At 60.2% G+C, this 18097-nt stretch carries 13 protein-coding genes; 9 read left to right on the top strand and 4 right to left on the bottom strand.

Annotation, left to right across the window (positions count from 1 at the left end):
* Window positions 1–8 precede the first annotated feature (8 nt).
* From aspT to L8H52_RS19345, 4 genes are all read right to left on the bottom strand, one after another.
* Window positions 9–1700 (bottom strand): aspartate-alanine antiporter, encoded by a 1692-nt coding sequence (gene aspT / locus L8H52_RS19360; RefSeq protein WP_242208365.1) that lies wholly within the window; start codon window positions 1698–1700, stop codon window positions 9–11.
* Between the two features lie 25 nt (window positions 1701–1725).
* On the bottom strand, window positions 1726–3339 hold the full coding sequence (locus L8H52_RS19355) for a mechanosensitive ion channel domain-containing protein (RefSeq protein ID WP_242208366.1): 1614 nt from the start codon (window positions 3337–3339) through the stop codon (window positions 1726–1728).
* A 71-nt stretch (window positions 3340–3410) separates the two neighbouring features.
* Window positions 3411–4421, bottom strand: a complete 1011-nt coding sequence (locus tag L8H52_RS19350) for an AraC family transcriptional regulator (RefSeq protein WP_242208367.1) — start codon at window positions 4419–4421, stop codon at window positions 3411–3413.
* Between the two features lie 43 nt (window positions 4422–4464).
* Window positions 4465–5592, bottom strand: coding sequence for an AI-2E family transporter (locus L8H52_RS19345; RefSeq protein WP_242208368.1), 1128 nt, complete (start codon window positions 5590–5592; stop codon window positions 4465–4467).
* Window positions 5593–5797: 205 nt separating this feature from the next.
* Here L8H52_RS19345 and L8H52_RS19340 point away from each other — a divergent pair, with 205 nt between their 5' ends.
* From L8H52_RS19340 to L8H52_RS19300, 9 genes are all read left to right on the top strand, one after another.
* Window positions 5798–6637 (top strand): SDR family NAD(P)-dependent oxidoreductase, encoded by an 840-nt coding sequence (locus L8H52_RS19340; protein ID WP_242208369.1) that lies wholly within the window; start codon window positions 5798–5800, stop codon window positions 6635–6637.
* Window positions 6638–6664: 27 nt separating this feature from the next.
* Window positions 6665–7717 carry a hypothetical protein gene (locus tag L8H52_RS19335; RefSeq protein WP_242208370.1) on the top strand — a complete coding sequence of 351 codons (1053 nt, stop codon included), beginning with the start codon at window positions 6665–6667 and terminating at the stop codon, window positions 7715–7717.
* A gap of 82 nt (window positions 7718–7799) precedes the next feature.
* Window positions 7800–9332, top strand: coding sequence for an arylsulfatase (locus tag L8H52_RS19330; protein WP_242208371.1), 1533 nt, complete (start codon window positions 7800–7802; stop codon window positions 9330–9332).
* 94 nt (window positions 9333–9426) lie between these two features.
* Complete coding sequence (locus L8H52_RS19325) at window positions 9427–10863, top strand: DUF1254 domain-containing protein (RefSeq protein ID WP_242208372.1); 1437 nt, start codon at window positions 9427–9429, stop codon at window positions 10861–10863.
* Complete coding sequence (locus L8H52_RS19320; RefSeq protein ID WP_242208373.1) at window positions 10856–12331, top strand: DUF1214 domain-containing protein; 1476 nt, start codon at window positions 10856–10858, stop codon at window positions 12329–12331. The genes L8H52_RS19325 and L8H52_RS19320 overlap by 8 nt, the downstream gene beginning before the upstream one ends.
* Before the next feature lie 36 nt (window positions 12332–12367).
* Window positions 12368–13645 (top strand): OmpP1/FadL family transporter, encoded by a 1278-nt coding sequence (locus tag L8H52_RS19315; RefSeq protein WP_242208374.1) that lies wholly within the window; start codon window positions 12368–12370, stop codon window positions 13643–13645.
* A gap of 55 nt (window positions 13646–13700) precedes the next feature.
* Window positions 13701–14711, top strand: coding sequence for an AraC family transcriptional regulator (locus L8H52_RS19310; RefSeq protein WP_242208375.1), 1011 nt, complete (start codon window positions 13701–13703; stop codon window positions 14709–14711).
* A gap of 145 nt (window positions 14712–14856) precedes the next feature.
* Window positions 14857–16728 carry a DUF1302 domain-containing protein gene (locus tag L8H52_RS19305; RefSeq protein WP_242208376.1) on the top strand — a complete coding sequence of 624 codons (1872 nt, stop codon included), beginning with the start codon at window positions 14857–14859 and terminating at the stop codon, window positions 16726–16728.
* Between the two features lie 16 nt (window positions 16729–16744).
* On the top strand, window positions 16745–18097 hold the full coding sequence (locus L8H52_RS19300; RefSeq protein WP_242208377.1) for a DUF1329 domain-containing protein: 1353 nt from the start codon (window positions 16745–16747) through the stop codon (window positions 18095–18097).

Raw genomic sequence — 18097 nt, 5'->3', positions numbered from 1 at the left:
AAGCGAGCCTAACCGGCGACGACGAAGATGATGATCGGCCCGCACACCGCGAGCAAGACGTTGGAAATCGCATAGCACACCGTGAAGCCGATCACCGGCGTGTTGCTCCCCGACTGCTCGATGATCTTGTTCATCGACGCCGCTTCCGTCTGCGCCCCGGCCAGCGCGCCAAACAGAATCATCGGGTGCAGGCGCAGCACATAGCGGCCGAAGTACAACGCCACCAGTGGCGGCAGAATCGTCACCACCGCGCCGGACAGCAACAGCGCCAGGCCTTGCTCCTTCATCGCGGCAAAGGCTGCTGGCCCGGCGAGCAAACCGACCACCGCGCCAAACGCGGTCAAGCCGAATTCGGAAAACGCCCATTGCGCCGCTGGCGGCAACGCGCCGATTTCCGGGTGGCGCGAGTTGTACCAGCCAATCACCAGCGCGGCGACCAGCACCCCGCCGCCGATTCCCAGCTCCACCGGGATCATGCCAATGTGGGTCGACAACAACCCCAGCAACGAACCGAGCACCATGCCCAGAGTGTGCATGGCGATATCGCTTTTGTAGTTGTTCTTGCGAATGCGCCCCAAGCGTTTGGCCATGGCTTCGACACTGGCGGTGCGCCCGGTCAGCGAGATCACATCGCCGCGCCGCAGCACGGTATTGGGCAGCAACGGCAAGTCGTAGCCCTGACGGCTGATGTTGTTGACGAAGCAGCCCAGGCGCCGGTCGCTGGCCAAACGCGATTTGGCTTGATGGATGGTTTTGCCGGCGAACTCCGCCGAGGTCAGGACGATGTCTACCTGGCGGGTCGGAAACGACAGGGCTTCGAGATGATCGATCTCCGGCCCGACCCAGTGACTGAGGTTGCCCACCGCATCGCGCAAGGCGTAGACGCCGATGATGTCACCCGCCATCAGCACCAACTCTTCATCGCGCTCGATGACTTTGCCGGCGCGCATCACCCGCTCGACGGTCAGCGATTCGTGGGGTTTTTCCAGATCGGTGATGCGCAACCCGGCGGCCTGGCCGTTTTCCGCGACCTGATGCGCGCGCACCACCATGCGCGTATAGGGCACGGTGATCGCCTCCTCTTCCTTGGCGATACCCAGTTCCAGCTCCAGTTCCCGCGCCGATTCGCGCAGGTTCACGCCGAGCAGTTTCGGCGCGATGCTGCCGACAAACACGATCAAGCCGATGGTGCCGAACAGATAGGTAATCGCATAAGCAATCGCCATGTGGCTGTTGAGTTGCGCCTTGGCTGCGGCATCGATTGTCAGTTGATTGATCGCGCTGGTCGCGGTGCCCATGATCGCCGTGTCGGTCAACGCACCGGCGCCGAGGCCAGCGGTGAACCCGGCATCGAAATCGAACACCGAGTACATCAGCAGAATCGCCCCCAGTGCCGTGGCACACAGCACCACCGAAAGCACCACCAGTTTCAGCGTGCCGCGATTGAGGCTGCCGAAAAATTCCGGCCCGCTCTTGAAGCCGACGGCGTAGATGAACATCACGAAAAACACCGACTTCAGGCCCGCCGGTACTTCCAGACCGATCTGGCCGATCAGCAAACCCATCAGCAGCGCGCCGGCCACCGAGCCGAGGTGAAAACTGCCGATACGAATCCGGCCGATAAATACGCCGAGGGCAATCGCCAGAAACACGGCGATTTCCGGGTCGGTGCGCAAGGCGTGAAGGATAAATTCGAGCATGGGGCGAACTCCCTTTGAGCGGCGGTCACTGATCCTTCGGTTCTTGCGCAGGCGCGGTGTACCACTTGTCCCTCGGCACCCACTTTTCTTGTTGCGGATCGCCCAGATAGTGCGGCGACATGATCTGCACGCCGTACTCGTTGAACACGTCCTGAATATTGGCGTGGAGCATGCTCAGCAACACCGCGCGCGGGCGCGGCTGGCTCGGAATGGCCTGCGCGACCAGTCGGTATTCGGGATAGAAATCCGATAGCGCGGTCTGGAACACCTGCGCCGGCGGGTCTTCGAGAACGCCCGGCGTGCGTTTTGCCGCTTCCAGCAACATCGCCTCGACCTGACGCCATGGCGTGTCGTAGCCGATGGTCACCACCGTATCGACGACATAACCAGGGCCTTGCACGGTGCGCGAATAGTTTTTGGTGACGGTGCCGGTGATCATCGAATTGGGCAGCGTCAGCACTTCCCCCAGACCGGTGCGAATCCGCGTGGTGAACATGCCCAGTTCGGTGACCGTGCCTTCGTACTCGCCGATTTTCACAAACTCGCCGGGGCGCAAGGTGCGCGTGTAGGTGAGGATCAAGCCGGCCGCCGCCTGCCCGACCACACTGGTCGCGCCGAGGGAAATCATCAGGCCGATCAGCACCGACAAACCCTTGAAGGCATCGGTGCCGGCGCCGGGCAGATACGGATAGGCCATGGCCAGGGCAAACAGCCAGATCGCCAGCGCAGTCAGGCGTTGGGTCGGTTGCAGGGTTTCGTGATTGAGCCAGCTAAAGGTGCCCGGGGTGGCCATGCGCCGCAGGATCCGCCGGGTGAACGCGGTGACGCCACGGGCAATAAAGAAAATCGCCAGCGCCACGCCCAGTCCGGGAATCGCCCCGACGATGCCTTGCAACAGATAACCGGCCAGCTCGAACAGGTAGTTATTGAGGCTTTCGCCCCACGGCCGCGTATAGGGAAAGCGCGACAGGACAAAGCCCAGCCATTCATAGGTCAGCAGCAAAATCACCAGCCAGCGCAGCAACAACAGCAAACGGCTGACCATCGGATAAAGGAAGTTGGAGTCAATCAGTTGTACCCGCCCGACCTTCAGCGCCTGGGTGTGGCGATCCATCAGCGCGGGAAGTTTGGCCAGCAATTTGCGGCGCAGATACGCCAGACACCACAGCAGCGCAACGTAAATCAGCGTGGCCACAGCGGCCAGCCCCAGTGAACGCAGGATCATCTGCAGGTTGCGCGCCTCACGGGTTTCGGTGACCACCTGGCGCAGTTTTTCCGCTGCGCCTTCGGCGGCCTGTTGCACCGAAGAGTATTCGAGGCTGTCGATGTCCTTGGGCGCAACGATGAAGGCGCGCTTGTCACCGATCAGCACCATGTAGCTGTTCTGGATCGAATCCGTGCTGATGTTCAGCGCCGCGTCTTCGTCCAGCGCTTCGCTGATGACCATTTTCGCCCGTTTGACCCGCGAGGCCGGAGCCTCACCCAGAATGGTCGCGCGAAACAGCATGATGCTACGGTTGGCGACCTTCAGTTCTACCGCTTCATCCGCCGATTTTGCCGCGTCATCGGCCGCCCAGCCGGGCCCGCTCCAGAGCGCCGCAAACACCACTATCCAAACCGCCAGCAGCCTGCTTCGCATGCGCCTGTTTCCTTACGCCCAAGTGTCAGTGAGGGATACGTAAGCCAGCGTAGTTGAGCGATGAACGGTTGTCAGATTTGTGCAGTCGACAGATGTTGCGCTCGCCAGTTTCGCGGAGAAACGCCGGTCCATTGCTTGAAGTGACGACTGAATACCGAAACATCGGCATAGCCCAGATTCAGCGCCAGATCGGTGATGCTGGTGCGCTCGCGCAGCAGGTTTTGCCGAGCGATGTCGAGCCGGGTTTCCTGCAACAACTGACTGAAACTGCTGCTCTCGGCTTTCAGGCGCTTTTGCAGCACCCGGGGTTGCAGGCCGAGCGAGTTGCTGACTGCCTCGATGTTGCATTCGCCACTGTTCAGCAAGCTGCCGATCAGGTGGCAAACCTGCGCCTGGAGGTTGTCGGGGTACTGGGTCTTGAGTTGCTGCATACGGTTGGCCCAATGCTCGCGCATCAGTTCTTCGTTGGCGGACGGCGCGCGTTTGAGGTATTCGAGGGGAAAACTGACGCCGTCGAAGCTGCTGTCGAAGCGAACCTTGCCGTAAATATTGATGGCCTGCCAGCCGGGACTTTTCGATGCAGCCTGTTGCAGGTGCAGGCGGATCTGCGGGCTGTCGGCAGCGGTGAGAATTCTCACGGCATTGAACAATTGCGCGGCGCTGAGCTGACTCAAATGCTGCAGACCCTGCGGGTTGGTGAAGTCGAAGCGCAGTTTCACTTCGGCCCGCTCACCGCGCTTGCCCAGTTCAAGGTGCAAACCACTGGCGTGCAAATACAGGTACTGACGGGCGAAGTTCAAGGCATCACCGACGGTAGGCTGCCGGCTGCCTGACAGCGCGACATCACCGATCGCCAGCAGGCTCTGGCGTGAAGCCAGGCGCAGGCCGAACAGCGGTTCGGCACATTGCCGTGCGGTGAGATCAAGCAGATTGGCGGTTTTTTCGTACGACAGATAGCTGTTGGGTTGGCGCAGTTGCGCCACGACCATGCCGTGATCACGCAGCAGATTCACCGGGTTTTGCCCCAGCTCGGTCACAAGGGCACTGAAACCGTCGATGGCACCGCTGCGTAACAGGAACATCTGAACAATCCTTGCTTGAAAAAGTCACTAATGGATCAGTTTTTCAACGTGGATTGTCAAGCTGCGCCTGCTCGGGCGTTTGCTCGGCCAAGTGGCTGACATCCGCCGGCTGATAGACCCAACCGATGAACAGCTCATAACCCACGGCGAGAATCACCGGCCCGGTAAACAAGCCGATAATGCCACTGGTGACCATGCCGCCCAGCGCGCCAATCAACACCACGGGCATCGGCACCGCCACTCCGCGCCCCAGCAGCATCGGTTTGAGGACGTTGTCGGAGAGCCCGGCGATGATCATCCACACGGTAAAAATGATCGTGCCAGCACTGACGCCATCCTGGGCAAAAACGTAAATCACCACGGGCACCGTGATCAGCAACACCGGCAATTGCATGATGCCCAGCAACAACACCATCAAGGCCAGAATGCCGGCAGCGGGAATCCCCATGATCACCAGCGCCACACCGATCAACAGCATTTGAATGAAGGCGATGCCGACCACACCCTGCGCCACGGCACGAATAGTCGCGGTACACAGTTCCGCTATTTGCGGACCGCGCACCGGCCCGGAAATCCGCGTGGTAATCGCCACGGCCGTGCGGTGGCCGCCTTCACCGTGGGTCATGATCAGCCCCGCCACGATCAGCGCCACGACAAACACCACAATTCCGGCGCCGACGCCGGCGGCCTGATGCAGCAGCACCTTGCCCCAACTGGTCAGGTGCGGCGCCAGTTCCTTGAAAGCCCAACTCAAATCCTGCGAGGCGTGCTGCCAGATGCCGAAAAGCGGCGCGCCGATCAGCGGCCAGTTCTCGACGCTGGCCGGTGGTGGCGGGATTTCGAATTGGCCCGCCTCCATCGTGTGCATGCCGACTTTGACCGAATCAGCAACGGAAGCCCCGAGCAGGCTGAGCGGCACCAGCAGAATCACCAGCCCGAGCAGCACCAGAATGATTGCCGCCCAACCGTAGCGATTACCGAGCTTCTCGCCGAGTTTCTGATTCAGTGGGTACAAGGTGATGGCAAGGATCAGTGCCCACAACATCACGTTGAGGAACGGATGGAATATGTCGAAGCAGAACAGCACCAGCGTCGCAATCAGCCCGGCGCGGATCAGCACATCCAGCAGGGCTCTGGAGCTGTTGAAGGCAATCAGCGGCTTATCTTCCATCACGGTTTCTCCCGATGCCGAATTTCCGTCAGTGCGCTGAGACTAGAACACTTCGGGCCAGTTGCAATGTCAGCGCGCAAGCGCACTGAGTGGCGGCTCCCTTTGCAATTGTTCGCAATAAATCAAATTCCGTTCGCCAAACATCAAGTGATCTGCGGCGCGAAAAGATAATTTATCGCCACTGAATCTACCTGCAGGTTTCGTCATGACGAACTGGAACCATCGACGTCCCCGCGTCACCTACCTTTCCGGCGGTGGCAGCGGCATTGGCCTTGGGTTCGCCAAAGCGCTGATCGCTCAGGGCGGCAGCGTGGCGATTTTCGATTTACAGATGCGCGACGAACTGCTCGCCGAACTCAAACAGGCCTGCGTGGCCCACGGCCAATCGGTGTTTTTCTACCCCGCCGACGTCACGGATCCGCAGGGCATGGACAGTGCCATGGGGCTTGCTCATCTTCATCAAGGCCCGGCGGATCTGGCGTTCAACTGCGCCGGCCTGATGCGCAACGCGGTGTTTACCGAATTGCCTTTCGAGACGTTCGTGCAAGTGATCAACGTCAACCTGATCGGCAGCCGCAACTTCGCCGCCAGTGCCCTCAAGCACATGGCGCCGCAGGGGCATCTGGTGTTCATGGCATCGCTGGCCGGAATTGTCGGCAGTTACACCCAGGCCGCGTATGCCGCGTCAAAGTTTGGTGTGGTGGGGCTCGCCGAGGTGTTGCGCGCCGAGCAAAAACTGCAAGGCATCGATGTGTCAGTGGTCTGCCCCGGTGAAATCCAGACACCACTGCTCGACTACGAGCGCGAGCATGGCAGTGACGTCACCCGTCAACTCAATGCGGTGGCGGGCGTGTTGACCGTCGATCAAGCGGTGGCCGGCATTTTGCGCGGCATCCAGCGCCGGCAATTCATGATCACGCCTGGCTTCAAAGCCAAAGTGATCCGCGCCGTGGCGCGCAAATGCAGCACGCTGCAACGCTGGATCGTCGATCGCAATCTGGCCAGGAGTTTTCGTGCCAAACACCCCTCGGCAGCGCTGCGCTGATCCCTTTCACTCACAGGACGCTCCGACATGAGTGCATTTGAATCCATTCCTCACTTCGACGACTCGCGCGCCGCTGCCGGCCAGCAGGCCCGTGTCGAAGACACGCGGATCGCCGCGCAACAGTTTCGCCAGCACATGCTCAACGGTCCCAAGGTCCGCTATTTCGAATCGTTCGACCTGATCACCGTGCCCTACCCCGTGCGCTACGGTCTGCGCAATGCGTTTTCCCGCGAGCGTTTCGTCGAGTACATGCACATTCAGAATCGCCTGTTCGTGGTGCAGTTCGACACACCGGACGGCCTCAAGACCTTGCTGGTGTCACCGTCCGATCACGAACGCAACATCGAGACGCCGTTCTTTCGCCGCTTGCAGGATCGCACCGCTGCCTGGTTGACCAAATTGATCATCAAGCGTCAAAGCAGCGTGCCGCAAATACTCGAACGCATCGGCCTGCGCCCCGAAGACGTCGATTACATCACCTACGATCACCTGCACACCCAGGACGTGCGTCGCTGGCTGGGCACCGACAAAACGCCGGGGCTGCTGCCCAACGCCAAGCTGCTGGTGCACTGGCGCGAGTGGGAATCGGCCAAAGATCTAAACCCGTACCAGGCCGACTGGTATTGCCCGGGCGGCATTGTCGGCATTCCCGAGAGCAAGGTGATCGGCTTCGACGGCTCGATCATGCTCGGCGACGGCGTCGCGCTGATGCACACGCCGGGGCACACCGAAGGCAACCATTCGATCGTCGTCCATACCGATGAAGGCCTGTGGGTGACCAGCGAAAACGGCGTCAGTGTCGATGCCTACGCGCCGTTGCTGTCCACCGCCAGCGGCGTGGCGGACTACGCGAAGATGATCGGCACCGAAGTCATCATCAACGGCAACACCCTGGAAAACGCCGTCGACCAATACATTTCCATGGTTCAGGAAGCCACGGTGGCCGGGCCTTCGCGCCGTGATCCACGCTTCCCGAACGTGTTCCCGTCTTCGGAAATGACGCCGTTCTGGATGTTCCCCGGCACCCGTCCGGCGTTCTATGTCGGGCATGCCCGACATGGAAAGCTTCAGCGTCCTTAACGTCGCTCCACTTTTTGCGCAATGGCAAAACCTGAACCAGACTGGCTCAGGTTTACCGATCCCGCATGAACAGGAATTCACTATGCACCCGTTGAAAACTGCCCTTCTGGGGATCGGCCTGAGCCTCGCGGCCATGGGCGTCACCCAGGCTGCCGAAAAACCCAACATCGTCGTGATCATGGTCGACGACATGGCGCCGATGGACGTCTCGGCTTACAACCGTGGCCTCGGCGCTGTGACCACGCCGAGCATCGACCGCATTGCCCAGGAAGGCATGATGGTCTCCGATTACTACGCGCAACCGAGCTGCACCGCCGGGCGCGCGGCGTTTATCACCGGTCAGTATCCGATCCGTACCGGTTTGACGGCCGTGGGTCAGCCCGGCGCCAAGGTCGGCATTCAGGACAGCGACGTCACCCTCGCGCAATTGCTCAAGGCTCAGGGTTACGCCACAGGCATGTTCGGCAAGTCGCACATTGGCGATCGCAATGAATACCTGCCAACCGCGCACGGTTTCGACGAATTCTTCGGTTTTCTCTATCACTTGAATGTGATGGAAATCGCAGAAATGACCAATTTCCCCAAAGACCCGAATTTCCCCGGCATTCCGCGCAACATGATCCATTCAGTCGCCACCACGACCGATGACGCCACGGTCGATCCACGCTGGGGTCGGGTCGGCAAACAAAAAATCACCGATGAAGGGCCACTGACCATCGAGCGTATGAAGTCAGTGGATGACCAGTTCACCGACCTGTCGATCGACTGGATCAAGAAACAGAAAGCCGCCGACAAGCCGTTTTTCCTTTGGTACAACCCGTCGCGCATGCACCAGAAAATCCATGTCAGTGACGAGTGGCTGGGCAAAAGCGGCCACACCGAATACACCGACGCGATCATGCAGCTCGACTCTCTGGTCGGCAAACTGCTCAAGACTCTCGACGATCAGGGGCTGGCGAAGAACACCATTGTGCTGTTCACCTCCGATAACGGCGTGAACCTGTCGCACTGGCCGGACTCGGGCGCAGCGTCCTTCCGCGGTGAAAAAGGCCTGACCTGGGACGGCGGTTTCCGCGTGCCGATGCTGGTGCGCTGGCCGGGCAACATCAAACCGAACACCTGGACCGGCGAGTTCATGACATCCGAAGACTGGGTGCCGACCTTGATGGCAGCCGTTGGCCAGAGCGACGTCAAAGAGAAGCTGTTGACCGGCCTCGACGTCGATGGCAAAACCTTCAAAAATCACCTCGACGGCTACAACCAGCTCAACATGCTGACCAAGCCTGACGGCAAGTCCAATCGCCACGAGTTTTTCTTCTTTGGCGAAACCCATATGAACGCCGTGCGCGTCGATCAGTGGAAAATCCACACCGCGATCAAAGACAAATGGATGGAAGCGGCCAAGGAGATTCCCGGCGGGCTGGTCATCGACATCAAGGTCGATCCTTACGAGCGCTCACCTGAAGCGGGCGATCACTTCCGCTGGCAGCAACAGCGCAGCTGGATCATCCCGATCATTGCGCCGTACATGCAGGCCTTCGCCAAGAGCATGCAGGACTTCCCGCCGTCGCAGAAAGGCGCGGGCGGCATCGGCATGGCGTCGATGGCGAACTGAAAAGCCCGCTGCTGCACTCCTGATTTTTACTGACAACGCAGGCGCCCCGCACACTCCCCAACCGGTGAGGTGCCGGGCGCCTGGGAGAATACGCATGTCGAAACAAACACCTTGGTTACGCTGTGCCCTTGCCGCCGCAGTGCTGAGCAGCGGGTTCTGCGGTTCAGCCGCGTTCGCCCAGGCCCAGCCAGACGCCCTGCTGAACATGCCGACCAGCCAGGAAAACATTGGTGCCGGGCTTGAGGCGGACGCCTATGCCAGCGGTATCAACGCCTACATCTGGGGTTATCCGCTGGTGCGCATGGAACGGGTGACTCGCGACTACACCGACGTGCCGAACCCGCGTCCCGACACCAGCTATCGCGCGCCACTCAATCAACTAGGCTGGGCGAAAGCCCTCGCCTCCCCGGCGGCAAAGGATATGCCGACGGCCAACAACGATACCCTGTACCTGAGTTCTGTCGTGCAACTGGACGAGCCTTACGTGCTGCACGTACCGGACACCGCCGACCGTTATTACGTGGTCGATGTGTTCAACATGTGGCAGGAACTGGAACATTACATCGGCCGCCGCACCACCGGCACCGCCGCCGGCGATTACGTGCTGGTGCCACCGGGCTGGAAAGGCACGCTGCCGGCCGGTCTCAAGCGTCTGGATGTGTCGACCCGCAACGTGTGGTTGTGGGGCCGCTTGCGCGTCAATGAAGGCGAGGACCTGAAACCGCTGCACGCCTTGCAGGTGCAATTCACCTTGCGTCCGCTGTCCCAGCGCGACAACCGCAACTATCAGGCGAAAAGCGTAACCCTGCCGGCCTTGCCCGCCGCCACTGACGACGGCCTGGATTTCTTCCGTGAACTGGCGGCGGCGATCAAGGAAAACCCGGTGCCGGCGCGGGATGAGGCGTTGTTTGCGCAATTCTCGCGCTTCGGCCTCACCGCCAAGGGCTTCGATCCCTCGCATTTGTCACCGCCGCAAAAGGCCGGTCTGGTGCGTGCTTTGGCCGATGGCCCGAAGGTCGCGGTGTCTTCGCTGGTGAGCAGCGCCAGTCAACGCAATGGCTGGGCCTGGGCCAAGGGCCTGGACAGTTTCGGCACCAACTACCCGTTGCGAGCGCTGGTCAGCGGTCCGTATCTGGGTGGTCAGGGCGAGAAGGAAGCGATGTACCCGCTGCGCTCCACCGACTCGAAAGGCCAGCAGCTCAGTGGTGACAAACACTACGTGTTGCACTTCAAGAGTGCGCCGCCGGTCGATGCGTTCTGGTCGCTGACCGTTTACAACGCCGCCGACAAAATGCTCGTGGACAACCCGATTGGCCGCTACAAACTCGGCACCGACACTCAGGGTTTGAAGATGCGTACCGACGGTTCATTCGACGTGCCGTTGCAAGCCGACAAGCCTGAGGGCGAGTTCGCCGCCAACTGGTTGCCGGCGCCCAAGGGCCCGTTCTACATGATCCTGCGGTTGTATCAGCCAAAGGGTGAAGTGCTTGAGGGCAAGTACGAGTTGCCACAGGTGGAAGCCGTTGAATAAGTCCACGTTACCCTCGCGACTGACACTGGCTGCGTTGGCGATCAGCAGTTTGCTGATCGCCCTGCCCGCCGCTCACGCCGACGAAGCAGCCATGTTTCCAGGTCCGGTGGCCAACACGGTGATGACTCCCGGCTACGCCCACGCGGTCGCGCAAATGGCTTATGCCTGGGGCTGGCCAATGGTCAACCTGCAAACCCGCCGCATGATGTATGAGCAGGTGCCGACGATTGGCCTGCTCGGCCCGACTCCGGTGGCACCGGTCAATCAATTGGCGATGCTGTCTGACTACATCGACCCGAACGTACGCATCGTGGCGCACCCGAACCAGGACGTGGTCTACGGATTCGGCGCTCTGGCGCTGGATAGAAGTCCGGTGATCCTGCAAGTGCCGGACTTCGGCGAGCGATTCTGGATGTATGAACTGGCCGATCAACGCACCGACAGCTTCGCTCAAGTGGCGAAAATCCATGCCAGCAAGCCGGGGTTCTATCTGATTGTCGGCCCTGACTGGAAAGGCGAAAAACCCGATGGGGTTCAGGCGATCCTGCGCTCGCCAACCAATACCGGTGTGGTCATACCACGGGTATTCATGGCCGACACGGCTGAGGACCGTGAAGCCATTCAGCCTCTGCTCAATCAAATCGCCATGTACCCGCTGTCGGCGTTCGATGGCAAGGTCAAGACCATCGACTGGAAAAATCTGCCGAAACTGCCGATGCCAAAAAACGCCACCGATCAGCCTCCGGGCGAAATGAAGTGGGTCACGCCCGAACGTTTTTTCCTGCAGTTGAAGCGTGTGCTGGCCGAAGTACCGCCGCTTGCCGGTGAACAGTCGTTGTATGCGCAGTTCCGCGCCTTGATTGCAGCCGGTGAAGCCGATCCTGCGGTCGCCAAGGTCTTGCAGGACACCGCGCAGCAAAGCGAAAAGGACCTCGTCGATCCGTTGTTCTATCTCGGCCACAACGGCGTACGCACCGCCAATGGCTGGAACCGCCCGTTCAACAATGCAGCGTTTGGCACCGATTACCTGACGCGTCTGGCCATCGCCAAGTCGAACATCTTCGAGAATAACGTCAAGGAAACCACCTACATTTTCCGCGAAGAGGATGGCGACGGTCAGCGCCTGAACGGTACACGCAGTTACACCCTGACCTTCCCGGCCGGGCAAACACCACCCGTGTCCGGCTTCTGGTCGCTGACCCTGTACGACAAGCTGCACTTCTTTGCCGCCAACGAGATCAAGCGTTACTCCACCGGTACCAAGAACAAGGATTTGAAGTACAACGCTGACGGTTCTCTGACCCTGTACATCCAGCATCAGCGCCCGACCGAAGACAAAGTCGGCAACTGGCTGCCTGCTCCCGAGCAGGAGTTCGCCCTGACCCTTCGTGCCTATGGCCCGTCCGATGCGTTGATCAAAGGTGATTGGACGCCTCCGCCACTGGTGCCCGGGCCAATTCACTACTAAAACTGATGCACGTCCCTATTGATAAGGAAGTTCCGGATGAGATCCACTTACTCACTGATCATTCTTGCATTGGCCGGCACTACGGGTCAGGCCCTGGCAGGCGGCATTCAGTTGTATGAAGCAGGTCAGGAAGGCGCAGGTCTGGCCAACGCAGGTTCGGCGGCGCTGGCCACCGACCCGAGCGTGCTGATGAGCAACCCGGCGGGCATTGCCGCGCTCAAGGGGACGCAGGTCACGCTGACCGGTCAGGCAGTGCTCGGTGGGCTGGGTTTTGATCGTGACAGCGACAATGACTTCTCCGGCAACGAAGGCGGCAACCCGCTGCCAGTGTTGCCGGGCAGCAGTTTTTTTATCAGTCATGAGGTCAATGACCGCGCCAGTATCGGTTTCGGTATGTACGGCAACTTCGGCCTGAGCGTGAAATATGACGATGACTGGGCCGGGCGCTATTTCAGCCAGGAATCGACGTTGATCGGCATCTCGATGCAGCCGACCTTCGCCTACAAGATCACCGATGACCTGTCGATGGGCATCGGTCCGCGCCTGGTCTATGGCTATTTCTACGACAAAATGGCCATCGACAATAACGCCTTCCTTCCGGGCCAGCCGTTCCAGCAAGACGGCAAGTTGCAATACAAGGACACGGACACGGGCGTGGGGATCAATCTCGGCTTGCGCTATCAGCTCGATCCGCGCACCACGCTGGGATTCGCTTACACCAGCAAGGTCAAACTGGAATTCAAGGACTCGCCGTCGGTGCATGGCGTGCGCAATCCCCTGCTGAATCTGGCGCTGTCGCGGCTGGATGTCGATCAACTGGAAATCGACATGAACATTCCGCAGACCGCGACGTTCAGCATCACCCATCAGTTGAATGAGCAATGGACCCTGCTCAGTTCGGTGAACTGGCAGGACTGGAGTGACTTTGCCGACGTCGGCGTGTCGGTGGACTCCGCCGCCGGGAATGTGTCGCGTTCGGTGGATCGCAAGTATCAGGACACCTGGCACCTGTCGTTCGGTGCGCAAAACCAGATCAGCCCGAAACTGCGCTGGAACATGGGCATCGGCTATGACAGCTCAGCCGTCAAGGACAAGGATCGCACCGTCGACAACCCGATGAACGAGAGCTGGCGGCTGGCGACCGGCCTGAGCTACAAACTGGCCGAAGACACCGACATCAACCTCAACTACACCCTGGTCTGGCTCGGCGACATGGACGTGCAGCAAACCAAACGCAATGGCCAGACGTTGTCCGGCAGTTACCCCAACAGTGCACTGCATATCGTTGGCGGCGGCGTGACCTGGCGTTTCTGATTCACCTGTACCCGGGCCGTGCATGCGCGGCCCCTATCAAGGCTGTACAACCCTCATGAGTTACCTCACCCGTGCGTCATCACTCCATGGATTCAACGAATTCGCCCGCAGCTTGCAGCTCAATCCCGTTGAATTGCTGCGCGAAGCCGGTCTGCCGAGGAATGTGCTGGACGACCCGGATGCGCTGATTGCCTTTCACCGCTTCGCGCGGGTACTGGAACTGGCGGGCAACGCCAGTGCCAACCCGCTGTTTGGCCTGGAATTCGGTTTGTATCAAGGCGTCGGCATCTTCGGTTCGCTGTTGTATCTGGTGCGCAATGCCAACAACGTGGGCGACGCATTGGCCGATCTCAGCCGCTACTTCCACGTCCATGACAATTACGGCGATGTGCGCGTGCATAGGGCCGATGGCCTGGCACACCTTTACTACGCCACTGAAGCGCAGAATCTGCCCGGCAGCCGGCATGTCAGCGAACTGGTGATGGGCGTCGGACATCAGTTGATGCGCACCTTGCTCGGTTCACGCTGGCAGCCGATGGCGGCGACGTTTCAACATGCGCCGGCGGCCAGCGCGGCACGTTATCGCCGTCTGCTGGGCGTTGCACCACGCTTCAACAGCGCGTTCGATGCCTGGCTATTCGATGCGCGCTGGCTGGACATTCCCCTGACCGACGCTGACCCGGCGCTGTACCGTTTGATGCAACATCAGCTCGATGCCATGTCGAGTCAGCACAACACCACCCCGTTGCCGAACGATGTTCAGCGTCTGCTGCGAAGCTTCCTGCCCAGTGGCCGCGTGACCGTCGACTGTATCGCCGACTTCATGAGCATGAGCCCGCGCTCATTGCAACGCCATCTCGCCGAGCAAGGCACTTCGTTTCAGACGTTGCTTGACGAGACCCGCCAAGCCATGACCGTGCGCTACCTCGAAGAATCGGACATGAGCCTGATGCAACTGACCGACGTGCTCGGGTATGCCAATCAGAGCGCCTTCAGCCGCGCGTTCCAACGCTGGTTTGGTGTCAGCCCACGACAGTGGCTGAAACAACAGACCCCACGCGTTTAACCTCGATGGGGTGAGCCCCCACAAAGCGATTGACGCCATTTGGTAAATCGCTGGCGTGAAATGCACGGTTTTCCGCCGCCCCGCTATTCATGATCTGCCTCAGCTTGTTCCAAGCCTCCAACAATAATAATCAGGAGGGCATTTCATGACCCCAGTCAAACGCCGCACCTCACTCGTGCGCACCGCTTTAGCCCTCACTCCGTTGTCGCTGGCCGTCATGCAGACCGTGCACGCCGGCGAGTTTGAATGGGGAGAGATCAGTGGCCGGGCCAACGGCAGTATCAGCATCGGTTCGGTCTGGAGCGCCGAGAATCCCAATGGCAATTTCATCAACCAGGCCAACGCCGACAGCATCGGCCGTGGCCACGCCGGGCAGTTCAACCCCAACAGTGCGCGCAACGTCGACGATAGCCGTTTGAACTGGCGCAAGGGTGATCTGGTGTCCTCACCCGTCACTGTGCTCGGTGAAGTGGAACTCAAGTGGCAAAATTACGGTGCCTTCATTCGCGGCAAAACCTGGTACGACTACACCCTCAATCACCACAACGTCGATTTCGGGCACTCGGCCAACGGTTACCAGGCCAACGACACGTTGAGCGACAGCCATTTCAATGATCTGGCCAAGTTCCAGGGCGTGGCGCTACTTGATGCCTACGTGTTCGGCGACTTCGACATCGCTGACCATCCGCTCAATGCGCGCCTGGGCAATCAGGTGGTGAACTGGGGCGAAGGCCTGTTCTTCCAGAACGGCATCAACGCGGTCAACCCGGTCGACACCACTGCCCTGCGCCGCGCCGGTTCGCAACTCAAGGAAGCACTGGTGCCGGTGCCGATGCTCTATGGCAACCTCGGCCTGACCGACAGCCTGAGCCTGGAAGCTTTCTACCAATTGCAGTGGAAAGCCTCGGTGCTGGAAGGCTGCGGCACGTATTTTTCCAGTAACGACTACATCACCGACGGTTGCTATGGCGTACCGCGTGCCGGTGCCAATGACCCGGCCTCCTACGCCGCCGGCCAATACATCAATCGCGGGCCGGACAACGAACCTGGTGACAGCGGGCAGTTCGGTCTGTCGCTGCGCTACTTTGCCGACAGCATCGGCACTGAGTTCGGTGCCTACGCGATGAACCTTCACTCGCGCACGCCTTACGCGAGCATTACTACCGATCTGTATGGCCCGACTGGCGCCGGTTGGCGCGATCCGAATCTGGCACCGGGTAACGCGGCACGCAACGCCAGTTACTTCGCCGACTTCCCGGAAGACATTCGTATTTTCGGTCTGAGTTTTTCCAGCAACGTCTGGGGCACCTCGGTGTTTGGCGAATACAGTTTCCGGCCCAACCAACCGGTGCAACTGGCCACGGGTGACCTGATTCCAGCCTTCGCCGGCAATGCTGCATTGACCGGTGCCGCCATCGGCCAGCCGTTGACGCTGGGCAACGATGCCCTCAGCGCCGCACCAGGTTCGGTGTACAACGGCTACGACCGCTTGAAGATTTCCCAGTTGTCCCTCGGTTTCATCAAATCGATCCCGCAAGTGCTCGGCGCCGACAGCCTGAACCTGATGGGCGAAGCGGCAATGAAATACATGCACGACCTGCCGGACCTGTCCGAGCGTCGCTACAACAAGACCGAAATCTACGGCAGCGACCTGGCGTCCGGCAGCGCCGCCGGTTGCACGGGCGGCGTGACCGTGCAGGCGTACAAGAAATACGGCTGCTCCAGCGACGGCTACACCAGTCAGTTCTCCTGGGGCTATCGCCTGCGCGCGCAACTCAACTATCCGGGGGTGTTTGCCGGGGTCAACCTGGCGCCGTTCGTGGCGTTCGGGCAGGACGTCAAGGGCTGGTCGTACGACGGTAACTTCGTCGAAGACCGCTTGCTCGGCTCCGTCGGCCTGCGCGCCGACTATCTGCAGGATTACTCCGCCGAACTGTCCTGGTCCGGCAGTGGCAACACCCCTTTCGCTCCAACCGACAAGGACTTCATTTCCTTAAGCCTGCGGATGGGCTTCTAGTTCAAGAGATCTCGCCATGAACCACAAAAAAATACTCTGCCTTTCATTGCTCGCAGCACTGATCAGCACCGCCAGTGTGCAAGCCTTCGCGGCGCTGGACGCCAAGGAAATCGCCCGTCTGGGCAGCGACCTGACGCCCGTGGGCGCGGAAAAAGCAGCCAGCGCCGATGGCAAGATTCCCGCCTGGACCGGTGGCCTGACCAGCGCTCCGGCCGGTTTCGATTCGTCGAAAGACTACATCGACCCGTATGCCAGCGAACAACCGCTGTACACCATTACCGCTGCCAACATGGCGCAATACAAAGCTGAACTGACGCCGGGCTATCAAGCCATGCTGCAGAAATACCCGACCTACAAGATGCTCGTATATCCAAGCCACCGCAGTGCCGCATTGCCAGGCAGCGAGTACGCGCAAATCCGCAAGGAAGCGGCGACCGTTTCGCTGGCCGGCAATGGCAACGGCTTGCTCGATTACCAGAGCACCAGCGTGCCGTTTCCGATCCCGAAAACCGGCCTGGAAGCGATCTACAACCACGTCGTGCGTTACCGCGCCGGCGGCTACCACTACTATCCGACCGAAATGGTTGTGCAAGCCAATGGCAAGTTCACCCCGGTGCGCCGTGACGTCACGGTCGCCATGGCCTCGGCGATGGGCAATCCCGAACCCAATCGCCTGTATTACTACCTCGGCAAAGTGACTTCGCCGGAAAGCGTCGCCGGCAGCCAGAACCTGGTGCACGAACCCATCGACCAGACCAGCGAGCAGCGTCTGGCCTGGACCTACAACCCCGGCCAGCGCCGCGTGTTGCGTGCTCCGGAGATTTCCTACGACTCGCCGGTGGCGACCTCTGAAGGCCTGCGCACCAACGACATGATCGACATGTTCAACGGCGCGCCGGATCGCTACGACTGGAAACTGCTCGGCAAGCAGCAAATGCTGGTGCCCTACAACACCTACAAACTCGCCGCGCACGCGCTCAAGTACAGCGACATCATTCAGCCCGATCACCTCAATCAGGATCTGATCCGCTACGAGCCGCACCGTGTCTGGGTGGTCGAAGCCACGTTGAAACCCGGTCAGCGTCACATCTACGGCAAGCGTGTGTTCTACATCGACGAAGACAGCTGGGGCATTTTGGCCGCTGATCTGTACGACGGTCGCGGCGAACTGTGGCGTGTCCAGGAAGCTCACAGCCTGCAGCGTTACGACGTGCTCTCGGCGATTCACATCAGCGACGTTTCCTACGATTTGCAGGCCCGTCGCTACATCGTCTCGGGGCTGGAAAACGAAGAGAAACGCGCGCAATTCGGCATTCAGGCGAACCTGAAGGATTTCAGCACCTCGGCCCTGCGTCGCAGTGGTCGCTGA

It is taken from the genome of Pseudomonas sp. CROZ-RG-20F-R04-15, from assembly GCF_022662375.1.
Classification (GTDB): Bacteria; Pseudomonadota; Gammaproteobacteria; order Pseudomonadales; family Pseudomonadaceae; genus Aquipseudomonas.
This window is presented reverse-complemented; position numbering and strand designations above follow the sequence as displayed.

Excerpts from the sequence above, each read along its gene's own strand:
- aspT (WP_242208365.1), bottom strand. The coding sequence starts at position 1,700 with ATGCTCGAATTTATCCTTCACGCCTTGCGCACCGACCCGGAAATCGCC.
- L8H52_RS19355 (WP_242208366.1), bottom strand. The coding sequence starts at position 3,339 with ATGCGAAGCAGGCTGCTGGCGGTTTGGATAGTGGTGTTTGCGGCGCTC.
- L8H52_RS19350 (WP_242208367.1), bottom strand. The coding sequence starts at position 4,421 with ATGTTCCTGTTACGCAGCGGTGCCATCGACGGTTTCAGTGCCCTTGTG.
- L8H52_RS19345 (WP_242208368.1), bottom strand. The coding sequence starts at position 5,592 with ATGGAAGATAAGCCGCTGATTGCCTTCAACAGCTCCAGAGCCCTGCTG.
- L8H52_RS19340 (WP_242208369.1), top strand. The coding sequence starts at position 5,798 with ATGACGAACTGGAACCATCGACGTCCCCGCGTCACCTACCTTTCCGGC.
- L8H52_RS19335 (WP_242208370.1), top strand. The coding sequence starts at position 6,665 with ATGAGTGCATTTGAATCCATTCCTCACTTCGACGACTCGCGCGCCGCT.
- L8H52_RS19330 (WP_242208371.1), top strand. The coding sequence starts at position 7,800 with ATGCACCCGTTGAAAACTGCCCTTCTGGGGATCGGCCTGAGCCTCGCG.
- L8H52_RS19325 (WP_242208372.1), top strand. The coding sequence starts at position 9,427 with ATGTCGAAACAAACACCTTGGTTACGCTGTGCCCTTGCCGCCGCAGTG.
- L8H52_RS19315 (WP_242208374.1), top strand. The coding sequence starts at position 12,368 with ATGAGATCCACTTACTCACTGATCATTCTTGCATTGGCCGGCACTACG.
- L8H52_RS19310 (WP_242208375.1), top strand. The coding sequence starts at position 13,701 with ATGAGTTACCTCACCCGTGCGTCATCACTCCATGGATTCAACGAATTC.
- L8H52_RS19305 (WP_242208376.1), top strand. The coding sequence starts at position 14,857 with ATGACCCCAGTCAAACGCCGCACCTCACTCGTGCGCACCGCTTTAGCC.
- L8H52_RS19300 (WP_242208377.1), top strand. The coding sequence starts at position 16,745 with ATGAACCACAAAAAAATACTCTGCCTTTCATTGCTCGCAGCACTGATC.